At 55.5% G+C, this 21,719-nt stretch carries 27 protein-coding genes; 21 read left to right on the top strand and 6 right to left on the bottom strand.

From position 1 onward, the window contains the following. Nucleotide 1 precedes the first annotated feature (1 nt). Genes HAV21_RS03520 through HAV21_RS03545 form a run of 6 tightly spaced genes read left to right on the top strand, consistent with a single transcriptional unit; the run spans nt 2 to nt 3,531 of the window. On the top strand, nt 2–895 hold the full coding sequence (locus HAV21_RS03520) for a hypothetical protein (protein ID WP_166840414.1): 894 nt from the start codon (nt 2–4) through the stop codon (nt 893–895). A gap of 2 nt (nt 896–897) precedes the next feature. Further along, nucleotides 898–1,353: a hypothetical protein gene (locus HAV21_RS03525; RefSeq protein ID WP_166840416.1), complete on the top strand. Its 456-nt coding sequence runs from the start codon at nt 898–900 to the stop codon at nt 1,351–1,353. Between the two features lie 44 nt (nt 1,354–1,397). Further along, a complete protein-coding gene (locus tag HAV21_RS03530; protein ID WP_166840418.1) occupies nt 1,398–1,874 on the top strand; it encodes a hypothetical protein in 477 nt (158 codons plus the stop codon). 37 nt (nt 1,875–1,911) lie between these two features. Then, complete coding sequence (locus tag HAV21_RS03535; protein ID WP_166840420.1) at nt 1,912–2,091, top strand: hypothetical protein; 180 nt, start codon at nt 1,912–1,914, stop codon at nt 2,089–2,091. Beyond that, on the top strand, nt 2,078–3,049 hold the full coding sequence (locus HAV21_RS03540) for a phage tail tube protein (protein WP_347877611.1): 972 nt from the start codon (nt 2,078–2,080) through the stop codon (nt 3,047–3,049). The genes HAV21_RS03535 and HAV21_RS03540 overlap by 14 nt, the downstream gene beginning before the upstream one ends. A gap of 35 nt (nt 3,050–3,084) precedes the next feature. After that, nucleotides 3,085–3,531 carry a hypothetical protein gene (locus HAV21_RS03545; protein ID WP_166840424.1) on the top strand — a complete coding sequence of 149 codons (447 nt, stop codon included), beginning with the start codon at nt 3,085–3,087 and terminating at the stop codon, nt 3,529–3,531. Here the strand turns inward: HAV21_RS03545 and HAV21_RS03550 are convergent. After that, the gene (locus tag HAV21_RS03550; RefSeq protein WP_166840426.1) at nt 3,528–3,698 is read right to left on the bottom strand and encodes a hypothetical protein; all 171 of its coding nucleotides are present in this window, start codon (nt 3,696–3,698) and stop codon (nt 3,528–3,530) included. The genes HAV21_RS03545 and HAV21_RS03550 overlap by 4 nt on opposite strands. 183 nt (nt 3,699–3,881) lie before the next feature. Here HAV21_RS03550 and HAV21_RS03555 point away from each other — a divergent pair, with 183 nt between their 5' ends. The 10 genes from HAV21_RS03555 to HAV21_RS03600 all read left to right on the top strand — a co-directional run bounded on the left by HAV21_RS03555 (nt 3,882) and on the right by HAV21_RS03600 (nt 12,158). Beyond that, entirely contained in the window at nt 3,882–5,696 is a 1,815-nt protein-coding gene (locus HAV21_RS03555) for a hypothetical protein (protein ID WP_166839767.1), read from the top strand. Continuing rightward, a complete protein-coding gene (locus tag HAV21_RS03560) occupies nt 5,693–6,550 on the top strand; it encodes a phage tail domain-containing protein (protein WP_166840427.1) in 858 nt (285 codons plus the stop codon). Before HAV21_RS03555 ends, HAV21_RS03560 begins: the two co-directional genes overlap by 4 nt. Before the next feature lie 2 nt (nt 6,551–6,552). Continuing rightward, entirely contained in the window at nt 6,553–7,692 is a 1,140-nt protein-coding gene (locus tag HAV21_RS03565; RefSeq protein WP_166840429.1) for a hypothetical protein, read from the top strand. Further along, nucleotides 7,685–8,215, top strand: coding sequence for a hypothetical protein (locus HAV21_RS03570; RefSeq protein WP_166840431.1), 531 nt, complete (start codon nt 7,685–7,687; stop codon nt 8,213–8,215). Before HAV21_RS03565 ends, HAV21_RS03570 begins: the two co-directional genes overlap by 8 nt. After that, complete coding sequence (locus HAV21_RS03575; protein WP_166840432.1) at nt 8,215–8,661, top strand: hypothetical protein; 447 nt, start codon at nt 8,215–8,217, stop codon at nt 8,659–8,661. Before HAV21_RS03570 ends, HAV21_RS03575 begins: the two co-directional genes overlap by 1 nt. Before the next feature lie 447 nt (nt 8,662–9,108). After that, on the top strand, nt 9,109–9,990 hold the full coding sequence (locus HAV21_RS03580; protein WP_166840434.1) for a hypothetical protein: 882 nt from the start codon (nt 9,109–9,111) through the stop codon (nt 9,988–9,990). An 8-nt stretch (nt 9,991–9,998) separates the two neighbouring features. Continuing rightward, a complete protein-coding gene (locus HAV21_RS03585) occupies nt 9,999–10,364 on the top strand; it encodes a hypothetical protein (RefSeq protein WP_166840436.1) in 366 nt (121 codons plus the stop codon). After that, entirely contained in the window at nt 10,364–11,413 is a 1,050-nt protein-coding gene (locus HAV21_RS03590) for a CHAP domain-containing protein (protein ID WP_166840438.1), read from the top strand. Before HAV21_RS03585 ends, HAV21_RS03590 begins: the two co-directional genes overlap by 1 nt. Nucleotides 11,414–11,507: 94 nt before the next feature. After that, nucleotides 11,508–11,726 (top strand): hypothetical protein, encoded by a 219-nt coding sequence (locus HAV21_RS03595; protein ID WP_166840440.1) that lies wholly within the window; start codon nt 11,508–11,510, stop codon nt 11,724–11,726. Between the two features lie 102 nt (nt 11,727–11,828). Then, nucleotides 11,829–12,158 (top strand): Lsr2 family protein, encoded by a 330-nt coding sequence (locus HAV21_RS03600; RefSeq protein ID WP_166840442.1) that lies wholly within the window; start codon nt 11,829–11,831, stop codon nt 12,156–12,158. A gap of 62 nt (nt 12,159–12,220) precedes the next feature. Here the strand turns inward: HAV21_RS03600 and HAV21_RS03605 are convergent, their stop codons facing one another. From HAV21_RS03605 to HAV21_RS03615, 3 genes are all read right to left on the bottom strand, one after another. Beyond that, on the bottom strand, nt 12,221–14,485 hold the full coding sequence (locus HAV21_RS03605) for a type IV secretory system conjugative DNA transfer family protein (protein WP_166840444.1): 2,265 nt from the start codon (nt 14,483–14,485) through the stop codon (nt 12,221–12,223). Between the two features lie 87 nt (nt 14,486–14,572). After that, complete coding sequence (locus HAV21_RS03610; protein ID WP_166840446.1) at nt 14,573–14,770, bottom strand: hypothetical protein; 198 nt, start codon at nt 14,768–14,770, stop codon at nt 14,573–14,575. 209 nt (nt 14,771–14,979) lie between these two features. After that, nucleotides 14,980–15,294 carry a hypothetical protein gene (locus tag HAV21_RS03615; protein ID WP_166840448.1) on the bottom strand — a complete coding sequence of 105 codons (315 nt, stop codon included), beginning with the start codon at nt 15,292–15,294 and terminating at the stop codon, nt 14,980–14,982. A gap of 155 nt (nt 15,295–15,449) precedes the next feature. Here HAV21_RS03615 and HAV21_RS03620 point away from each other — a divergent pair, with 155 nt between their 5' ends. Beyond that, the gene (locus HAV21_RS03620) at nt 15,450–16,067 is read left to right on the top strand and encodes a hypothetical protein (RefSeq protein ID WP_166840450.1); all 618 of its coding nucleotides are present in this window, start codon (nt 15,450–15,452) and stop codon (nt 16,065–16,067) included. On the opposite strand, the gene HAV21_RS03625 is transcribed toward HAV21_RS03620, so the two are convergent. After that, nucleotides 16,030–17,460 (bottom strand): recombinase family protein, encoded by a 1,431-nt coding sequence (locus HAV21_RS03625; RefSeq protein WP_166840452.1) that lies wholly within the window; start codon nt 17,458–17,460, stop codon nt 16,030–16,032. The genes HAV21_RS03620 and HAV21_RS03625 overlap by 38 nt on opposite strands. Beyond that, nucleotides 17,457–17,960, bottom strand: coding sequence for an HNH endonuclease signature motif containing protein (locus HAV21_RS03630; RefSeq protein WP_166840454.1), 504 nt, complete (start codon nt 17,958–17,960; stop codon nt 17,457–17,459). Before HAV21_RS03630 ends, HAV21_RS03625 begins: the two co-directional genes overlap by 4 nt. 62 nt (nt 17,961–18,022) lie before the next feature. On the opposite strand from HAV21_RS03630, the gene HAV21_RS03635 reads away from it, so the two are divergent. The 4 genes from HAV21_RS03635 to HAV21_RS03650 all read left to right on the top strand — a co-directional run bounded on the left by HAV21_RS03635 (nt 18,023) and on the right by HAV21_RS03650 (nt 21,686). Next, nucleotides 18,023–18,703: an ATP-binding protein gene (locus HAV21_RS03635; protein ID WP_243753090.1), complete on the top strand. Its 681-nt coding sequence runs from the start codon at nt 18,023–18,025 to the stop codon at nt 18,701–18,703. Nucleotides 18,704–18,725: 22 nt separating this feature from the next. After that, entirely contained in the window at nt 18,726–19,958 is a 1,233-nt protein-coding gene (gene dprA, locus HAV21_RS03640) for a DNA-processing protein DprA (protein ID WP_166840456.1), read from the top strand. Nucleotides 19,959–20,018: 60 nt separating this feature from the next. Continuing rightward, nucleotides 20,019–20,945 carry a tyrosine recombinase XerC gene (locus HAV21_RS03645; RefSeq protein WP_347877598.1) on the top strand — a complete coding sequence of 309 codons (927 nt, stop codon included), beginning with the start codon at nt 20,019–20,021 and terminating at the stop codon, nt 20,943–20,945. A 237-nt stretch (nt 20,946–21,182) separates the two neighbouring features. Next, nucleotides 21,183–21,686, top strand: coding sequence for a DUF3145 domain-containing protein (locus HAV21_RS03650; RefSeq protein ID WP_018776197.1), 504 nt, complete (start codon nt 21,183–21,185; stop codon nt 21,684–21,686). Nucleotides 21,687–21,719: the final 33 nt, after the last annotated feature.

Below are 21,719 nucleotides of genomic sequence, written 5' to 3' on the forward strand. Positions count from 1 at the left end.
TATGGCAAGTAAGCTCCGCATCGACTCATTCCATGAAATCAACATCGTTGAGCGCGGTGAGCTTAGTTCGGACTACGTTGCTGAAGCGACAGCGATCCTTCTCAGGAGCACACAAGGCTTCGTAGCTGGCCAGACTATCTACGTGGGCGCGTTAGCTCGTGAAGGCGTGGAGAAGGCCGTCGTTGAGTCGGTTGCTGATGAGACGACTATCAACCTGACTGAAGCACTCAAACTGCCACACGCGCGCTACGACGCGGTCACAGCCGTACTTGGCGATCAGATCCATGTCTATCGAGCCGTCAATGTCCAAGACGCTGTGCCTGACGACGGGAGTTTCTCAGTCCTGGCAACACGTGCAATCGATCCCGACCAGCAATCTACTTACTTCGCGGACTCAGCTGGCTCATCAGGGTACTGGTACCGATTCACCTACTTCGACCCGACAACTATGGCGGAAACACCACTGACTGCTCTCGATGCTGTTCGTGGCCAGGACTTCCCTCACTACGCCTCTCTCGGAGACATTCGGCAAGCAGCGGGGCTTCAGAACGCGTTCAACCTAGCAGATCGCACCGTCGAACTGTGGCGCGGTATCGCTGAAACTGAGATCAACAGTGCACTGGCTGGCGCATATACGGTGCCGTTCAACCCAGCGCCGGCCATCGTGAAGAGCCTGACTCTAGAGCTCGCTGCTGCACTTCTTCTGGTGGATGCCTATGGCAACGGCGCTTACGGAGCTCGCCTTAAGGACGCCAGGGCCAAAGTGACTGCATACGGAGACAAAACAGCAGTTGTCACGGACGAAAACGGGCAATCTCTCTCGACATCGAACTCAGTCACCGGCTATCCAGACGCAAACGCACCCCGATCGTTCTACATCGGGCAGAGATTCTAGCGATGAGCACGATCAACGTACGGATTGAGGGCGACAAGGAGCTCGTGCAGAAGTTGCGCGACTTCGCTGGTGGTCAGCTAGACCTAACTCGCTCAATGGGTGCAACCGGCCTCTACCTGACGCGCTTCTTCGCCGGCGAGGTTTTCGCTTCTCGTGGTGGCGTCATCGGTAAGAGATGGCCTCGGTTAAATGAGAACTATGCCGAGTGGAAAGCCCGCCGCTGGCCAGGCCGTCCACCGTTGATCCGCACCGGTCTTATGAACCGCAGCTTCAAACACAAGTCCACACAACTCACGACATCGCTCTGGAACGAAGCCCAATACTTCGACTACCACAACGATGGCCGGGGCGTTCCGCAGCGCGTGATGATGCGTATTGACCAGACCCGTGAAGCCAGGATCGTGAAGTACATCGCCTCTGACCTGACCACGCAAATGGATCAACAGGGGCTGATCTAGTGTTTGCGGAATCGGAAAGCAGCACCAGCCGAATCCTTCAATTGATGAAGGACACTTTTGGCGAACGATTCACGACCTACTACGACGGTGATCCTGAGGCGATCCCTACGTTCAACTTGCCCTGCATCGTCGTCACCCAAACGACTTCGGATATCACGGAGGGTGCCATGAACGAGGACGACGTGACAGATGAGATCACTGTAAAGGTGGTCCTAAACAAGCGTGATGACTTCACTGGCGACAAGGTAGACCCTCTCAATCTCACCGATAAGAAGATCCGTGACCTGGTGATGATGCGGGATCTAGAGACTAGAAAGTACGACACAAAGACCGTTGTCGGTGCTATCCGAAACTATGGGATAGATGGCGCCCGTCAGGACGAGGGCATTGATGCCGTTGCGCCTAGCCTCAAGATTGAATTCGGAATAAATCCTCGCCCCGCTGCTAACGCCGACTACGCGGATTTAACATCAGAAGGACACGTCACGTTCTCTATTCGATACTCGCTCGATACTGATTAGCCTTTAACAAGTAACGTGATTGATATACATTGAAGTCATGGCAAAGCAACCCCAAGATCATAAGTCAAACATTGAAGTAGCTGAAGCCATCGTTGCACCTAAACGAAAATACTTTCTCCCAATAGAAGGCGTAACCGTTGAAGCTGACGATGAGCTAGAGGCTGCCAAAAAAGCAAAGCAGCAGAAAGAAGCAGAGGTAGGTGATGACAGCATTTAATTCATACAAGAAGAGGCGCGAGGCGATCGTTATCGGTCCTGAAAGCGCGCCAGGAACAGTGGCCACCAAGCAGTATTCGTTCCGTTGGCTCGAAAAGGGTCTAAAAGCGATTCCAGGCATCATCGAGAATGAAAGCGCTATGGGCTCAGACGTCAAGATCAACGACAGCGCGATCGACCTCTGGCACTCCGAAGGGCCACTCGGCGGCAAGGTGACTGAGGATGGCATCGGTTGGCTCGCAACCGGCATGTTCAACAAGGTGACAACCACAGGAGCGGGTCCATACGTCCACGTCTTCAGCCGCGACAAGACCGTCGCTCGCCGCACGCTGTCAGTCTGGGACGTTCGACCTGTTAGTACCCGTCTCTACAAGTCCTGCTACATGGACAACCTCTCGGTCAGCCTTGAAGTAGGTGAGCAGGGTGCATGGCTCGAAGCGAGCACAGCGCTAAAGGGCTGGAAGCACGAAGACACTACTGGTGTGACTCCAGCCTTCAAGATCGGCGAGAAAGAGTTCACCAGCCGCCAGGTTGAGGTGTTCCTAGCTGATGACGTTGCCGGCCTAACAGCAGGCAAGATCAAGCCGAAGAGCATCAACATACAGATGGAAGAGGGCGTCACAGTCGACCACTCGCTCGGTGAAGTCGATGACGATCCAGAGTTCGATAGCGCTCCAGCTGAAGCCAAGGGCTCAATGGTGATCAAGTACCGCAAGACTGATTACGAGGATGGTTACTTCACCAACAAGATCCATGCACTCAAGGTTATAGCGACTAACGGCACATCAAAGGTCGAGTGGCTCGGAACTAAGGTGCGCTTCCGCGAGCTGACTGACTCTGACGGCCGCGATGACATTGTGACGCAAGAGATCAGCTTGTACTTTGAAGCAGATGAAAACAACGCTGGTAAAGACATCGAGATGACCGTCACCAACGACGTTGCATCTTACGAAGCCTAATTCCATTGCCCTAATAGACGCCGCATGATTAACTAGTGGCGTCTATTTTTATTAGAAAGGATTATATGGGATTAAACATTGTTGCAACGCGTAAGTACAGCCTAAAGGGATTTGCTCAAGGATGGGACGACTGCTTCGTTATTGTGAAAGCTGCTAATGAGAGCCAGCGCAGGAGCTATGCAGATGGCCTCATGACCAAGCGAGCGGAGATGCAGCAGGCGATCGCTGAGCAGGACAACGCGAAGATCCAAGCACTTGGTTCTGAGTTGGATGCTGCTGCCGAGGAAGCAGTCAAGGAGTTCGCCCTTGAACTCATACAGAGCGGCATGGTGATGAGTACTAACGATGAGGGCGTAGCTGAGCTCGTTGCATTTGAAAAGTCTGATGCTCCCAAAGTTATCGAGGCGCTAGGCTTTGCATGGCTCAACGACATCGTGGGTGTGGCCACCGGTACTGACCGTTTAAAAGCGAAGACGAACTAGCCAGGTACGGCGAAGCGTTCGAGGATTACTTCAAGCATCGCGTCGAACTCCGGACGCTCCCAGAAGACATACAGAAGGACATCCTCGACCTTGAGTACCGGGAGAGGTTCAATCTCAGCGTAGAACAGTTCGATCGCGAGCCGTGGGAAGCCGTTTATCTGGCTCACCTCAAGTGGAGGCTAGTGGCTGAACGACAATCAGCGCAACAAGCTCCGGGTGATAGTAGCGACGATAACTGGGGCTTTGAATAACAATACTCAATAGACGGCTAGCTATAGCAGCTAGTCGTTTTGCATGTTAAATTGAAGATATAGAGACAGATATAAACAACTGTCACTGAGCAATACCACGTGGCTAATAAGATCAATATCGTTATTTCAGCAGAGGACAAGGCTTCAAAGCCTATTCGAGGCGTGGCTGATGAAATGGACGGCGCCAGCGGTAAGTCTGAAAAGTTCAGCCAGGCGTTATCAGGACTCGGCAAGGTCGCGGCCATCGCTTCTGCGGCCGTTGGCACAGCAGGGCTCGCAGGTGCTGTCTTCGGGCTGAAACAGGGTTTTGAGTTCAACAGCCAGGTCGAGCAGGCTCAGACCAAACTTATGGCCTTCATGAAGGACGGCGACAAGGTTGCCAAGACCCTCTCCTGGGTAAAAACAGAAGCTGCTGGTACGCAGTTCAGTTTCACCGACTTGGCTGACGCTGCGGCCAATCTGACTCCAGTCGCTAACTCGTCTGGTCACTCCCTCGAAGACCTGGTTCGTCAAGCCGAAATACTCGCAGCTCTAAATCCAGAGCAAGGCCTGGGTGGTGCGATGTTCTCGCTGCGTGAGGCATTGTCGGGCGACTGGATGTCGATTATGGACCGGTTCAACATCCCGCGTACCAGGATCAACCAGCTAAAGGCTGAGGGCGTTCCGGCCATGGAGATAATCAGCCGCACCCTCCAAGAAATGGGTATCGACTATTCACTGGTAGCCAAGCAGGGCCAGACCGTCTCCGCTCGATGGGAGCAGATAACCGACAAGCTCCGCATGATGGCTGGCCAAGCGACCAAACCAATCTTTGATCGGGTGTCACAAGAACTCGGAATCCTTGGAGGGTTCGACTATACAGGCCTTGGTAATAATCTCGCTGGCATCGTCTCTGGTGCAATCACGGCCTTCGATGAGTTCATACCTAAGGCAGTCGAACTTGGCAGGCAGGTAGGCGACTATCTGGGGCCGAAGATGCAAGGACTCTGGTCTGTCGTTGCTGAGAAGCTCATTCCGGCACTCGGCCGACTGTGGAAGGAAGTCCTTGAGCCACTCATGCCGGTCATCGGCACAACCCTCGTAGTAGCGCTGGGCGCAGCGGCTGATCTTTCTGGAATATTCCTAGGCGCGATAAGCGGGCTGTTGGACTTCCTGTCAGCTAATCAGTGGATCATATGGGGCGCTGTGGGAGCGTTCGCTGCATTCAAGGGCGCGCTTGCCATCGAAGAAGGCAAGAAGGTTTTCAGCGAAGCAATGGACATCATCCACGGCAAGATTGACGGGGCATCAGGGAAGCTAAACGGCCTAAACACTAACCTCGGAAGCATCGGGTGGGCGGCTGCTGGAACAGCGGCAAGTATCGCTCTTCAGATCATCATCGATAAGACCCTCGAGACCTTAGGTGTGATCTCTGATCTTGCTGATCAGCTCGACCGCACTAAAACGCAGGGCAGTGAAACAGACGCAATGATGAAGAAGCGTTTTGAGAACGGTGAGATCAGCGAGAAGACCTACCAAGGCTACATAGAGAAGACGACTCAGACCGCAAGGAACTCGGTTCAAGATATGAACCACATGTACGACGGGTTCTTTGGTCCTATGAATCGCTCCTTGGACAACCTATTCGGGCGCATCACAGGTAGAGAGGAATCCCTCAAGGGCAGTGGGTTTGGTGGATTCGCTACTGGAACAAGCTACGCACCTGGCGGCATGGCCCGAGTAGGTGAGCATGGTCCTGAGAACGTCTATCTGCCACGAGGTGCTCAGGTGACTCCCGCTTATAGGAGCGGCAACCAAGGATCTAGCGGCGCGGGCGGCCACACAGTGATCATCCAAAACATGAACGTCAACAACGGAGAAAATCCACGAAGAATATTTGAAGAAATCGGGTTCGCCCTGGAGCTCGCATCATGAAGATTTGGCTAAACGACTACCTACTGAACGACCAGAGCAATCGCACTTACTTGAAGGAACCAATAGAGGGTCTAGAGCTCCCTGGCATCCGTACGAGTGATGGCCAACGATCAGGTCAGCATGGCAGCTACACAGGCGCACAATTCTACGACGCCAGGTTCTTGACGCTGAACGGCCATATCTTCGCCGCAACCATAGCTGAAGCCAAGCAGAAGCGACGCGAGATCCAGAACGCTCTTCCGCTCTACCCGACTCCGATAGTCGTGCGAATCGAAGACGACGACGGCTATGTTTACGTGTTCAACGCCCAGGTGCGGGACTTCAAGATGCCGCTGACACAGTCGAACTTCAAGCACATCTTCAAGCTGGAGCTGAAGGCTGACGATCCAACCATCTATGACGACACAGCCGGCGAAGCTCTGAGTGCCACGGTTTACAAGGCCATCTCTGGCGGTATGCAGTTTACGACTACGAGCCCTCAGTTTGGTTCGAGCTTCTACTTCACTTCAGGTCAGACCAGTGCATCTATCGTGAACGACAGCGCGATTACTGTGTACCCGGTCATCAAGATCACGGGCAAGACGACTAATCCAACGCTGACCAACCTCGCTACGGGGCAGGTCTGGAGTTTGGCTGGCTACTCGGTGGCCGCGGACTCAGTAACCAAAATCGACATGAGCCCTCAGGGCCACGCAGTGACGCTCAACGACGGCAGCGTCTTCTCATACGTACCGCTAGATGCTGAATGGTGGGGCCTCATTCCTGGTCCAAACGTCATCGTCTTCGACAGTGGCTCCGGATCAGACGTATCAACGGCAGAGATATTCTGGCGGCCAGGAATCATGGGTATCTAGTCATGACGCCCGAGCAACTAGCAGCATTCACGGCTTCGAACTCCACTCGGTACGACGTGGAGCTTTGGACGAAGAGCGGACTCCGTATCTGCGAGATCACGCATCTGGTTAGGAACCTCTACTGGACGGAAGAGCGCAACGAAGCGGAGTCGCTTCAGTTCAGCATGGATCTAGACGCCTTCGAGACCTACATGATCGACAAGGTTGGCGCCGATCCGGTCAGCAATTTCCGCGAGGGCCAGACAGAGATCAAGATCAAGGAGAACGGCGAGTATCTGTTTGGCACACAGCTCTACTACGCGCCGTTCAACATCACGACAGACGCCATTACTATCAGTGTCCAAGCGACCGGCTACCTCAACTTCTTCAAGGATCGCTATCCGAGCCCAACACAGGTCTACACGGGCATGGAGAGCGTGGAGATCTTCTACGACTTGATCCGCAAAGCTCAGCTCGCCACCTATGGGGACTATGGCATCATCATTCCGGCGAGTGGCTACTACGTCACTGGAAAAGTGCGAGACAAGTCATTCGAGACCTATACCTCTAGTACCAAGCTCAACATGCAGCGCCTCACCAACTTGGTCGATGGCAAGTTCGACTTCAAGATCCTTCACGACAAAACGGCAATGACCTATGCCCAGATCGGTTCACCGCGCACTGACTTCCGACTCGAGTTCGATCGCACCAACGGCCGCTCTACATTCGACAGCGCAACGCTCAATAGGGGAGCGAACAACCTCTACAACCAAATCCACGGCCTTGGTTCTGGTTTCGGCAAGGATCAGCTGACCACTACCAAGTCAGACATACCCTCTCAGAACGAGTTCGGGCTGCGTGAGCTGCCTGTGCAGTTCAATGAGGTGTCTGATGAAGACACGCTCGATGAAAACGCTCAGGCGCGCTTAGATCGCGTCAAACAGCTACTTCGGATGCCGCAGATAACGCTATCGGGTGCGGACATGCCGACTGTTCGTCTTGAAATAGGCGACATCATTCCTGTGAAGCTGACCGGCCGGAAGCTCCTAGAAGACATGACCGGCTACTACCGCATCGAGCGCAAAGAGACTCACGTGGATGAGAACCACTTCCAGAAGGCGGTGACGCTCTACTTCGAGAAAACGGGGGAGTACTTTGGATAGCGCTTCGGGCCAACTCATCAGCGGCGTCCTTCAAGAGCGCATTCGAACGGCTGGCCGTGTGGGTCAAGAGTTCAAGGCACCTCAAGTAGCCAGTGGAGCGAGTGGAGTCCTTGCCTATGCGTCCGAGAACGAGGGTGTTACTTGGGATAGAACTGAGACGCTGCCCTACGTCGACCCTATGGGCGGGGGATCTGGCATCGTTGAACTGACCCTCACCTTTACTGGTGACGGATCTCAGAAGCTTCCGTTCGCTTTCCCTGCTAGCGATCTCAGAATCAATGGAACGGCTGACGCGAACATGGTCCAGTACGACGGCTTCTACAACGCCTGGACGTACGGTGCCTGGCCGGGCGATAACGTCAGTGCAGTTGCCTATGACGAGCCTGTTGCTTCCTCTTTCGGGAGCACGTACCAGCTGAAATGGAAGATCTATTTCCAGTACGTCGGCAACGTAACCTACCGTCTCAAGCTTCGAGCCAGGGGCACTTGTCCTGGCGTCTTGACCGTGGCGAGGACGATCTGATGGGCGTCACTAACTTCGACAACCTGCCGCAGAACATCGTGGCTTCAAGATTGAACGACGCGCGGCAGCTGCTCGCCGAGCAAAAGGGCTCGTTTCAGCCAGTGTCGGGCAACAACATTCGCTACTACCGGGTGACTACGTCGTGGTCGGCCTTCAAGGTAACCGCCGATCCGATCATTGTCGATGCCGTGCTTACCTCTGACTTCGTCACCACACCGCTTGCTGACTTAGTCGCTGAGCTAGAGACATCGTCAGACGGAGTCAACTGGGTTGGGCAACCGAACTACGTGGAGCCTGGAACGCCGTCCTACTACGTGTTCGATGCGCGCGGCGCAGTCTTCACGCCGAAGATATCCAAGTGGGGAATCAGGATCATGGACGTGCCGGCCAATACATGGGTTCGACTGAAGATTCAGATCTTGGCTGACGGGGCGGGTACCGCTTGATGTCCGTGCTTGACCAACTGCCAGAGCACAAGCCGATCGCACTTCTACGGGAAGTCGACCAGGTCTCACGAGAGATCAAATCGGCTCAGACTCGTACTAGCGCCAGCGTGATCAACCACCGACTGTCCTCTGAGGATGCCTATGACCTGACTGTCCCGGGCGGCTACGCAAAGAACGTCGTAATGGTTGAGTTCCTGCCAGACAACATGCAGTTCGGTGGATCACTCTGCTACCGCGCCTACGTTGTAGTGAATCCAGGAACAGCTGGTGAGTACATCGACATATTCAAGTTTCAGCGACTAACGGTAGTCGATGGCCGTCAGCGATGGATCTACAACATCTCGAATTTCTCTTCGACTAACCTAAAGTTCTATTTCTTTGCACAAGCCTCTGGCACATTTACGGCTAATTTAATATCATAAGGTTATAGGGGAACAATAAACTTAGATGTACGACAACTTCAAACTACTCAACTACAGCAATTCACTCGTATCACCTGAGTTGTACGCTCGGCATCTATCCCGCCTCTTTACTGGCAACGTCGTAGACGGCCTTCTCGTAGTCCCAAAGACTGGCCTCACCGTCACCTTACAATCAGGTAATGGCTTCATCCCATACGGCTCCGGAGCTACAGCTTCAGCTCGCGAGTTCAGCCTGGTCGCAGACTTCGACATCACGCTCGATACGGCAGACGCCAGCAACCCTCGCATTGACCTCATTGTCATCTATGTAGATATGGCCGTTAGCCTTCCTGGTGGAGCGCCTACAATCGCGAACTTAGATGGGCCTGGAGTTGTGAAAGCGACCTTTGTGAAGGGCACGCCCAACGCTAGCCCTATAGATCCAACCGTGGGCGCGATTCAGACAACGATCGGAGCGTCCAACCCGTACATCATCGTGGACTCAGTCCGAGTCGACGCTACAGTGACGACCATCGCTGCCAACAAGATCTCTGATAGGCGAGTTATGGCCAAGTTGCCGGCCGCGAACATCGCCCCAACCGATAACTACACTACGAGCGAAGTAAATACGGGCTTCACTTGGATTGATGGCAAACCGATCTACAAGAAGACGATCAACTTTGGCGCGCTGCCGAACAATACAACAAAACCTGTAGCGCACGGTGTCAGTGGCATGGAGACTCTGGTCAGTCTGGAAGGTTTTTCTATGAACTCCTCTGGTATAAGGCTTCCAATGCCATTCGCCGCTACCACACTCGCCCAAGCTCACCAGGCATGGGCGGATTCGACGAACATCAATGTACTGACAGCCTCTGACCGAACGGCGTACGCAACCTGCTATATAACCATTTATTATACGAAAGTTTAGCCGCGGTAATGAGCCAAAAAACTAAAACCATTATCAAGGAGACGGAAGAGGTGAGCGATCGCGACAACCAACCAGTCCTCGCCTATCGTGTAGGTCAACTAGAAATAGCACTAAAAGATGCAGCCCTGGCTCAGCGTGAAAGTACTGAATCCCATAAAGAGGGCGTCAAGGAACTCAAAGACAAGATGGACACCTTCGGTTCAAACTTTGCAACCAAGTTGGAACTTGAGAAGGAGATTGCGGAGGTCGAGGAACGACTGGCAACTCGTGTCAGCAAAGTTGAGTCATGGCTCACCTGGGCAGGACGCATCATCATTGGCGCTGTCATTGCCGCTGTACTCGGGTTGGTGATTGTAAACAGGAACAGTCTGTAGTGGCTACGCGAGACGAAGTAAGAAGATGGCTCGTAGCCAATGTAGGTGCTCGACACGTCACCTACGACAGTAACGGAAACTCAATCGGAGCTCAGTGTGTAGGCCTGATAAACGCATACACCGCCTGGCTCGGCTATCCCCGTATTGGTGGACTCTACGCGTACCAGCTGTTCGATAACGCGAAGCAGTTTTCACAGTACGAGGTCATCCCTAACTCGGCGACGTTCGTCCCGCAGCTTGGCGACATTCTGGTCTATGGAGCTGGTTCATTCGGCTCAAGCGTTGGCCACATCGAGATTGCAGGGGACAACTGCACTTTGAACGTTGTAGATGCCCTGGCTCAGAACTACATCAATGCTTCGGCAACCAAAGGATCGCCGGCTGCCTGGGTGAAACACGGCTACGGAATATTCAGAGGCGTCATTCGCCCACGCCTAACGCAACCGATTCAACAACCACCAGCTAACCCACCAAAAGGAGGTGACATGCCCGTAAGAATCAACCTAGATACAGCCCGGATCTTGACTCACGGAGTCTTGGCTCGAAATGGCCTTTCGGGCCGTGGCAATTCTCTTGATGGCGGATACGATCCGGATCTCAAGTCACACCATGTTGGTCAAGAGCTGACCAACGAGTACTTGCAAGGGCTCTTCCTCTCAGGCGAAGGTCGTCAATGGCGAGACAGCCAAGATCCGAACAGCATTCAAGGGATCAACGCACGTTTGGCTTCGGCCGCAAAGGACGCTGCTGCGAAGATCAGCCAGATCAATGCCTTGAACAATCAGGTAAGCCAGCTCACCACCGATAAGAAGAACCTGAACGCCATTGCTGACTCAACGGCGCATGAGCGAGACGAACTGCGCACGCAACTTGCCAAGGCTCAGACCGAACTCAATGCTGCGAACGAGAAGCTGAAGGCTGTGCCCATAGGCGGCGAGCTCGATCAAGCCACGAAAGACACCATCAACCAGACCGGCCAAGACGTGAGCTGGATCAAGAGTTTCTTCACCGCAGTCATCGAAGCAGTCAGCAAGTGGAGGGCAAAGTAATGCAAGGACTACTTCATGCTTTCGGCCTATGCAAGAAGAACCGTGCCGGCTACCGGTGCGGCGGCAAACCTAACGAACACCTTTAAGGAGGCATATGACCACAACCAAAACATCATTCTGGGAAACCAACGTAGGCAAGACAGCGAAGGCGGCACTCTATCTCGGAGCTTCAGCAGTAGTAGGCGGGTTCATCTCAGCTATGGCGAGTGATCCGCAGCTCTTCGGAATCGTTACGCCGATCGTGAACATTGTCTTAGTGCTCATCAAGCAGACATTCTTAACGCCGAGCACACCGAATATAGGCTCTAATTAGTGCCTGACGTCGTTTCTAAGCGCTCCTGCCCTGAAAGACGATAACTTACCCACTCAAAGCTCTCCACGCTGCTGGAGAGCTTTTTACGTGTAGTCTTGAAAGATGGCTAAAGAGACGAAAATAATCATCCGGGATGACCTAGATGGTACGGAAAACGCAAAGTCGTACAAGTTTGGCTGGGGAGACAACCAGTACGAGATCGATTTGAGCGATGAGAACGCTAAGGAGCTGGAAGGCTTCCTTGGTAAGTACATCGACGCTGCTGCCAAGGTGACAGCTCGCCTTCCGCGCTCAAGTGGATCATCTGCTCCTAAGAGCAACAAAGAAGAACTGGCACGTGTCCGTGAATGGGCCGCAAAGGAGGGTCTCAAAGTGAACCCTCGTGGTCGTATCAGTGGTGAGGTCTTGAGGGCATACGAAGACGCTCACTAATTTTCACCACTAAGAAGCCCCATCTCGAGTCTGAGATGGGGCTTCTTAGCATCTGACAGTAGCTACGTAGAGACCTTCGCGTCTTGCTGGTCATCATTCAGCTTCCTTCGGCCCATAGCTGGGTGCTTTTGGGTGTCGTCAACTCTGGCAGTTCGCCGTTGATCGATGTCGCGATGAACAGCGTCTAACGGCGTGCCATGTTTGGTAGCGGAGAGCTTGACCGCAAGCTCGGCGGTTCCAAGCGACTTGAATGGTTCAAGTGCGGTGAACGTAACCGGAGCGCCGGTTCCTTTTTCATTGGCGATCCAGGCAATGGCATCGTACTTCTGTAGCCCGGTGATATCTGTTTCGGTCACATGAGTGGTTCCTACTGCCTTGAGCCACATCTTGGCTTCAGAGCCACTGCTTTCGAACAAGACCTTTGTGCCCGTGTTGTTCAGGATGGCTGAGCGCGTTGCGTCGTCCACCTGCTTCGAATCGGCCAGGAATTGCGTCGACGTCGTCAGGGTGAACTTGTGCTTGCGGCCGCGGGCCAAGATGTCATGAAGCCCCACATCGATCTTGGTCATCTGCTGCAGCTCATCGAGATAAACAAAGTTGGCCTTATCCGGGGTGAGGTTCTGGGCCTCAGTCCAGAGCGCCTGAAAGATCAGAGTTCCGAGCAGACCGGCAGTGTCTTCCGGTAGTCCAGCCAAGTTGATGAACAGGATCTGATTACCGAGAAGCACGTCCCTGATGTTGAACCCGGACTTTGACTGCCCCAGGATGTTGTAGATCTCGGGCCGGCTACTGAGCTGCCAGAGCCTGTCGTAGAGCGGCTGAGACCTCACCCGTCGCTCTTCATCCTTGAGTTCAAACCAGTCATCCATGAAGAACTTGATCTGGCGGTCCTTGATCGACCTCACAACTGATCTTGCCCAGACTGTCTCTTCAGGGGTGCGAGGGCGGATAAGTGGGAGTAGATCAATCAACGTGGCGTTGCCGTATTCGATAAGTGCGTAGAGGCCATGGTGGATGAGCTCTCGAGTCCAAACGCCCTTACTGTCGGGATACAGCTGTTGTATTAGGGCGGAGAACTGATCTACCACCATGTGTGGGTTGCCTTGATCGAGGATGTTGAAGCCCACAGGACGTTCACGTGTGTTGCTGACATCCATCACGACGACGTCGCTCAGTCGTTCGCGAGGTACGTAGTTCAATGCGCGGTTGAAGAGAGTCTCTGGCGAGTTGCTGTTGCTTGCATCGATGACCACCACGCCGAAGCCCTTGGCCATGTCTTGAGCCGTCGAGTTAGCCAGCAAGACGCTTTTACCGGTGCCGCTCTTCCCTGCAATGTGGGAATGGAGGATTGCCTGGTCGTATCCCTGTGCAATTGGGCGCCCAGAGTTGGCGTAGTTGCTCTTGCCCAGGACTCGCCCAATACGCGCCACTTCCTCCGTGGCGTAGAACTGCCGACCCTGCATCTTGGGTAGACCTGGCACGGATTGTGAGCCTAGGGGAAAGCCGGCGACTGCAGCCAGCTCCATGACGTTCAAGACAGCTGGGAAGCGCCAGGGCGTCTTTGCGTTGTTGACGGCATCGCAGTGGTCATCGATATCGCCGGTTGGAACTCTCGCAACGAAGCTCGTTGCCAGGCTATTGGCGGACTTGAGGCTCTTGAACAGCCCGTCTACCAAGTACTTTGCTCTGGCTGGCGTGCTCGCTTTAGCAGCGATGCGACCAACTACGAGGTAGCGCTCATGATCTAGCTTGCGACGACGATCTTCTATTTCTTCGCGGCTTGCCTGCTGGCCTATGAGACCTGACAGCACTCCGTGCCGCGTCGACAAAACAGGAGCCTCAGTGGACGGCTTGTTCTCGTAACCAGCTGGTGCGAAGACCCACTGGAGCACCGCCGTCTCTTCGCCAGTAAGCGCTTGAGCTAGAGCCGACAAGATATCTGTAGCTATGACGGAAGGGTTTGAGACGTTGAGCGTCCGGCTCTTGTTGGAGATGCCGATCTCATCGACGTAGCTCCATGCCTTGCGAGGGCGAGTGGTGTCATCCTCTATAACCGTGCCGGGTATCTGATGCCTGATCTGGCTCGTGACTTGTACTGCGTATGGCCAGGGAACCTGTAAACGGAAGGTGATTCCTTGACCTGATGCCCAGGCTTCGAATACCAAGCTTGGCCGGCTGACGAGGGTATCCATAACCTGGCACGGCAACGTCGTATTCAGCACTCGGAGAAGCGCGTACACATTCTCGACTGGCAGGTCTGTCGGAAAGCGGACTATATAAGCCTTGCGCTCGTGGTCGTACTCTGATTGCGACTTAATCAGTCCCACAAAACCCTCCCGTTTGGTGGATTGAATTTGGGTAAAGAGAAGGTCGCGTCATGCCACTTTTACTTTGACACAACGCGACCAACTCGACTAGCGCCTACCTCGTAGCGATCCGTTGATCATTCGCTTTACCAGAACGTAGATCACCAGGAAGAATCCAATTACCGCGAAGAATGGCGAAGTGGCGGTGTAAAGCCAGCCAAAAAGAGCGGTGATGAGTTGCATGACGCTGTTGTTGAAGTCTTCGGCGTTCGTAGTAGTTGTCGTGTAGACCATCAATGCGTTCATCGCTTCACTTCCTTCCTATAGGCCGTGACTGTCTGATACATGCGAGCCTTGGTTTGATTGGCATCTATGGCCAAGGTCGTGCACGGGTGAGGAGCCCCGGCCGCAGTTCTATTGGGCTCAACTCGCATGGACGCTCTCTCAATGGCGGCGACCACGTGATAGCCAACGAAGCCACCCATGATGCTGATCAGCAATAGAGTCACGTCCATTTAGAAGCCCCACTTGGATTCGTTAGGTGACTTTCCACCATTAGCGCGTGCGGCGGCTCGCTCAATAAACGCCAGCTCAAGCGGAGCCAGGAGACGGTTGAGGGTCTCGTCGTCACCGGCTAGCTGCCGGCGGTAGGAGTCAACCTCTACCGCCTTCTCCATCGCGTACTTGGTGAAATGCGCATCGCCTTCAGTGGCGTAGGCACGGAACTGAAGAACGTCCCGGTACTCGGCCGTGGCCAGCTCAAGCTCGGTGGGCATCTTCCTGCTGTTGTCTTCTTCGCCGGTCAAAAGACGAACCAGGGCGTTGGTCATTACGACTCCTTCAGTGGGGGTGATGCCCGGTTGGGCTACTTCCACACTGGGACACAGCAAGCAGGAAATCAGCAGATGTAGCTAGGCCGTCAGGCGACACTTTAGAGTTAGCCCCGAAGATGGACACGACAACTTAGCGACATGGGGACTTCCAGATGATGACCGTCGAGCAGCTAGTGAAGGCGTTTCAAGAGCTCCGTCGTGATCGCGGCATTACCGTGGATAAGTTGCAGAATCGCCCAGATCTGTTGGCCGAGTTCAACATCGAGACGGGTGCTGAGTTCATCAGCTTCTTGGAAGAGACGACGATCCCTGTGATGAACAAACCCAAATGCAAGGCCGCACTTGTTGCACTGGCTGTCGGATATGAGCCGATGAAGGACTTGAAGACCAGAAGGCTGCACAATGCTGGCGTTCAGTCTGAAGAGTTCGGAGATGTCCAGCAGAACATACGCCGTCATGAAGATGATGGGTTCAAGGAGATAGCCACGCTCTTACTAGACACTGGCCGTAAGCGCATAGACAGCCGCAACCTCTATGAGCGGATTGATGCGCTGGAAATGGCCGTGCGTCATTTATCCGCGATCACTAAGAACTTGATACAGTTTGCCCCGCTCTCCGGCGAGGATAAGGTGATGCTGACGGCGAGGATTGAGAAGTATCCGGGAGCATTGAAGCGACCACTTCGGCCAGGAGAAGTGCCCTTGCTCGGAGAGGAACTTATTATCTTGACGCCTACGCTTTCCAACGAATCTCGACCCGATCAGGATTAAATATCCACTGCTTGTATCGGGCCTTCCCGTCCCCGGGCTGCTTTGGATAAATGAGTACCTTCTCAATGAGCGCGTCAACAAGCTGACGCTTCCACATAAGGTCTGACTTCTCCCATGCTTCTCGCACTGTCTGACCCGCTGGAATGTTTGCAACTGTACGCTTACTCGTTTTTCGTTCTAACTCGCGCCCTAGAGCTTCTAAACGGTCTTGTGCAGTGGTCTTGGCGACCTTGTACTCGTTGAAATCCATTTCACCTGTTGAATACAGCGACAAGATCTCTTGGAGCCGCTGAGACTGAGACTCGTGATCGCGCATGAGCTGCTTCAGCTCTGGGGTCTCAGCTTCACCGCCGGCCAGCAACTCGCCCAGCTCAGGCGTATCAAGTCGGTACATGATGCAGTCGATGACGAGATCCTCTACTGGGTCCTTCTTTCGCTTCACCTTGCCGCAGCCGACTTCCTGGCCGCGGTGATCCTTCTTACGACAGTTGAAAGCAGGGGAGTAGCTACCATCGCGCTGCTGCGCATTGATGATGCTCATCTTGTTTCCACAGACGCCGCAGAAGATGAAGCCTGTGAGCAAGTGCTTTCGTGCGTACGTGCGCTTTCCATGTATCGCCTGACCCCGTTTGATGGCGAGTAACAAGTCTTCTCGGGTGTCTTGGCTCAGCAGTGGTTCCCATGCGGCCTTGTACTCCTGGCCGTTGTGGGAGCGGAAGCCGTAGTGACGCGGAAGCTGGGCCACGTTGCTGACGTTGATAGCCGTCCACATCTTGCCCTTGGCGGTGGGGATGTTGCGCTCGTTCAGGTCTAAGGCGATGCTGTTCCAGGAGTCACCCGAGATGAATCGCTTGATGATCTCACGGACAACTGGAGCTTCATCCGGGTGCTGTTCCATACCGTTCTGGAGCCAACCGTAGGCGCGATTGCCTCCAGAAGATTTTCCGGCCTTGGCAGCTTGGAGTTTGGCGGCCTTAACGCGGTCTGTTGATGTCTCGACTTCGTACGATGCCCAGGCGGCGAGCGTCTTGGCTACCGCACGCCCTGCTGGTGTCGTCAGATCCAGCTGACCTGCTTTGACTGTGTGAGTGGCGACGTTAAGGGGCTGGCAGACTTCGATGTAGTTCTCGAGATCTATCGTGCGACGGAGGAGTCGATCTTGATGCCAGACAGCAACAGCATCCACTTCGCGGTTCTTGATTGCCTCTAGAAGAGCTTCATAGCCAGGGCGATGCTTTCCCGAGTATGCGGAAATGTCGTCGTCGCGGAAGACGGCAGCCACTTCTCCGCTTAGAGCTCGTACTAGTTCTCTACAGTCAGCAATCTGACGCTCGACGCCAAGGCCCGCCCCTACTCGATCTCTAGAAATACGACCGTAGACGGCAAATTTCATGATTTGCCTACCAGATTCAAGTTCGCAAATTCGCCGAAAATCTGGAGCGCGGCGACGTCGTACAGGATTGCTGCGAGCTCTGGGTCGCGGCTCATTCCCGCATGGATTGATCGGCCATCTACGGTTAGTCGAGCCACATAGGCCTGGCTCTGCTTTCTCCAGTAGATTCCCTTGTATCCGGTCTGGTTGGACACGGTCCGGTTCCGCATATTCTGTTGCCGAGTGCAAAACCGGAGGTTCGACCGCCGATTGTCGAGTCGATCGCCGTTTGCATGATCAATCTCGGTGCCTTTCGGGGCGTCCATGACCTGTCGGTGCAGAAGAAGCGGAGTGTAGTTGCTCCGACCGTTCTTTTGTCCGATGTACTTGTACCTTAGGACGTAGCCTTTCGGGTCTAAGTTCCACTTATATCTGGCAATGTCCTGCCGTTGAGCAACATCGTCATCGACGACGGCAAACTTGCCCTCGCCGTGCTTACCGCTGAGTTTCACCTTCTTCATTTGATTGCTTGCCTGCTTTCTGTGCATAAGTATACAGAAGTGTGAATAGTGATACAATGGTTATGCCGTCCCACGCTTGCCTGCATGGGGCGGTTTCTTGTATCCGAGTGGGGTATGTTCTGCGAGTTTGTGCTGAGGCTCCGGAATATGAGCGCCGGGTCCTGGATGCCCTCAGGCAGCCTCTGGAGAGCGGGGAGCTGGTCATCCACCGTTCGGCGGGCACGGCGGCGTACCCCGCCAGGTTTCAGCTGGTACTCGCCGCAAATCCCTGCCCATGCGGCAAAGCCTCAGGGAAAGGCATGGACTGTACGTGCACGGCAATGATGCGCCGGAGATATTTCGGGCGGATCTCCGGGCCTCTGCTGGACCGCGTGGATATCCAGTTACAGGTTGAGCGGGTGTCTTTGGCTGACTTTGGCCATGCCGGCGAGGAAGAAGACACACGCGCTGTCGCTGCACGGGTGTTGGCGGCCAGGGAGAGGCAACTTGAGCGTCTGGTGGAGATGGGGCTCGAGACCAATTCGCAGGTGCCGGGGCGCACCCTTCGGGGTGAGCTGCGGCTGGCCCCAGGGACCACCCGGATTCTGGACACTGCACTCGAGCGGGGCACCCTCACTGCACGCGGCTACGATCGCGTCCTGCGGCTGGCATGGACGCTGGCAGATCTGGGGCACCGGGATGCTCCGGACATCGACCATATTGGTCAGGCTTTGGGCTTGCGCCAAGCTGCGACTGCCACATGAGTCATCAAGCTGCCACCGGCACATGAGTAAAAGAGACGCGAAAGGATTCACAGCCATGGCTGGTGCAGGGAAGCAAGAGAGAGAACGAATTGCCAGGGCGGCATTGGCCAGGCTCATGGAGCCGCAGGACTCTGTAGGCCTGGCACTGGTGCGGGCAGTAGGTGCAATAGATGCTCTGGGTGTCGCAACCGGTGAACTGCGCGCAGGGCCAAACCTCGAGCGGGAGATCTCAGGGCTGTTGATGGAAGGAGGCGGACCTTCGTCATGGGCAGGGCTACCGGCGAGCCTTCGACGATGGGCACCCCGAATTGCTGATCTCGCGCCGGACCGGGACCTGGAAACCATGAACAGGCTGGGAGGGCGGTTGATCGTCCCGGGCGATGAGCTATGGCCCGAACAATTGGAAGGCTTGGGACTTCAGGAACCTCTTTGCCTGTGGTGGCGGGGAGGGGAACAGCCTCTGCCGTCTGTCGGGCAGGCCATTGCCCTGGTTGGATCGCGGGACAGCACCAGCTACGGAGCCTCCGTCACGGGCGACTTCGCCTACGGCCTGGCGCAGCGCGGATTTACCGTGGTCTCCGGCGGGGCCTATGGCATTGACGCCCATGCCCACCGCGGTGCCTTGAGCGGCGGAGTAGCCAGCCTGCCCACCATCGCCGTCATGGCAGGAGGCGTGGACCGCTTCTATCCATCGGGTAACGAGGACCTCCTTCGGGCAGTGTCCACACAGGGGGCTGTCCTGTCAGAGGTCCCGCCCGGGTCCGCACCCACCAGGTACAGGTTCCTGCAACGGAACCGGATCATCGCAGCCTTGGCATCAGTAACCGTGGTCGTGGAGGCACGATGGAGATCGGGAGCCCTCAATACGGCCCATCATGCCGAAACCATCGGAAGGGTTGTTGCCGCTGTCCCCGGATCCATTCACAGTGCCAACTCGGCCGGATGCCACCGCCTTCTCCGTGACGGGGGAGCCGTCTGTGTCACCGACGTCGGGGAGATTGCAGAGCTTGCCGGCGCCATCGGCGAGAGCACAAGTGAGGGACGGGCCTCCGACGCCTCCGTGCATGACGGCTTGTCCTTGGAGGACCTCATTCTCCTGGATGCCTTGCCGCTTAGATCCACAAGCTCGGTGGAAAAGCTGACGGTGGTGGCAGGCCTGAGCGCGGATGCCGTCCGCGCGGGCCTGGGCCGGCTGGGGCTTCTGGGTTTGGCCACCTCGGAACGGGGCGCCTGGAAACGGACCAACACTTCTTAGCCCTTGGAGGATGCATGTTGATGCGCCTGGTTGGCACCTGCGGCTGGCACAGTGGGAAGGGTGGACGGACAATCACTACCAGCACCGCTTCAAAATGCGGTCGACGACTTTCGACGCTACTTGGAGGGGGAGCGGGCAAGGTCTGCGCACACAGTCCGCGCCTACATTTCCGATGTTGAGAGTCTCCTTGGCTTTGCCGCGTTGGAGGGTGTTCAGGAACTTGGGCAACTGGACTTGGGCTCCTTGCGGCGCTGGCTCGGAGCGCAGAGCGAGTCAGGCATGGCGCGGGCCACGCTGGCGCGCCGGGCCGCAACGGCCCGGTCTTTCACTGCATGGTTGTTGCGGGAAGAACTCATCGGGACGGACCCCGCAGTCCGTCTGCAGGCACCCAAGCGGGAGAAGTCCCTGCCGGGTGTCCTTCAGCAGCAGCAGGTCTCCCGGATGGTGAATGACCTGAATACTGCTGCCGCCGATGGTGGTCCAATGGCATTGCGCAACAGGGCAATGGTGGAGCTCTTGTATGCCACTGGTGTCCGTGTGGGTGAATTGGCCGGGCTGGACATCGACGATCTTGATCCCGATCGACGCACGCTGCGTGTGCTAGGTAAGGGCAACAAGGAGCGTACTGTTCCTTTCGGTGTTCCGGCAGCTGTGGCGGTGGATGACTGGCTGAGGCGGGGCAGGCCGGCTGTAGTGACTTCCACGAGCGGGCCAGCCTTGTTCCTGGGATTGCGTGGCAAGCGTGTTGATCCGCGCCAAATCCGAGCTGTGGTGAGTGAGCTGCTGCAGGCATTGGGTGACACCTCTGCCACTGGGCCGCACGCGCTCAGGCACAGCGCGGCCACCCACCTGCTGGACGGGGGAGCGGACTTGCGCGCTGTTCAGGAGATACTCGGTCACAGCAGTCTGGCAACCACGCAGATTTACACCCATGTTTCGGTGGACCGGCTCCGGAAGAGCTACCAGCAAGCGCACCCAAGGGCCTGAGTATGCCCCGCACGTGCGATACTGGCGGAAACGGGCAGGGTACGGCAAAATGAAAGCACCACGGGGGAAACCTTCAATTCATGGTTGAGGGTTAAATCTGTGCCAATATCGTCTTTAGTACCAAGAAAACTAAATAGCCTGTCAGGGCCCGCATGATTTACATGGCATCCGGCAGCAACAGCAAACATCCAGGCAGAGGTCGTTGGGGAAGACGTACCTACAGCTATGGAGGATGGAATGTCTGTTGCAACAACCCGCGGTGTCTTGTTCGTGCACTCGGCCCCAACGGCACTTTGCCCGCACGTTGAGTGGGCCATTGGATCGGTCGTGGATAAGCGAACCGATCTTGAGTGGACCCCTCAACCTGCCGCGCCGGGAATGTTCCGGGCGGAGTTGTCGTGGACCGGCGCTCCGGGTACGGGGGCCCAATTGGCGTCCGCTCTCAGAGGCTGGGCACACCTGCGCTACGAGGTGACTGAAGAACCCAGCCAGGGGGTAGACGGTGCACGTTGGTCCCACACACCCGAGCTAGGTATCTTTCACGCCGTCACTGATGTTCATGGCAACATCATGGTGACGGAGGACCGCATCCGCTACGCCTACGAGTCCGGCGCAGGAGACCCCTCCGCCGTTTACCATGAGCTTTCCCTGGCGCTGGGCGAAGCGTGGGATGAGGAATTGGAACCCTTCCGTCACGCAGCTGAGGGTGCGCCCGTGCGCTGGTTGCACCAGGTCGGGTAACAAAACCGATTTAAGCGTTTCCCCATAGCAAAA

The organism is Paenarthrobacter sp. MSM-2-10-13, assembly GCF_011605365.1.
GTDB lineage: Bacteria > Actinomycetota > Actinomycetes > Actinomycetales > Micrococcaceae > Arthrobacter.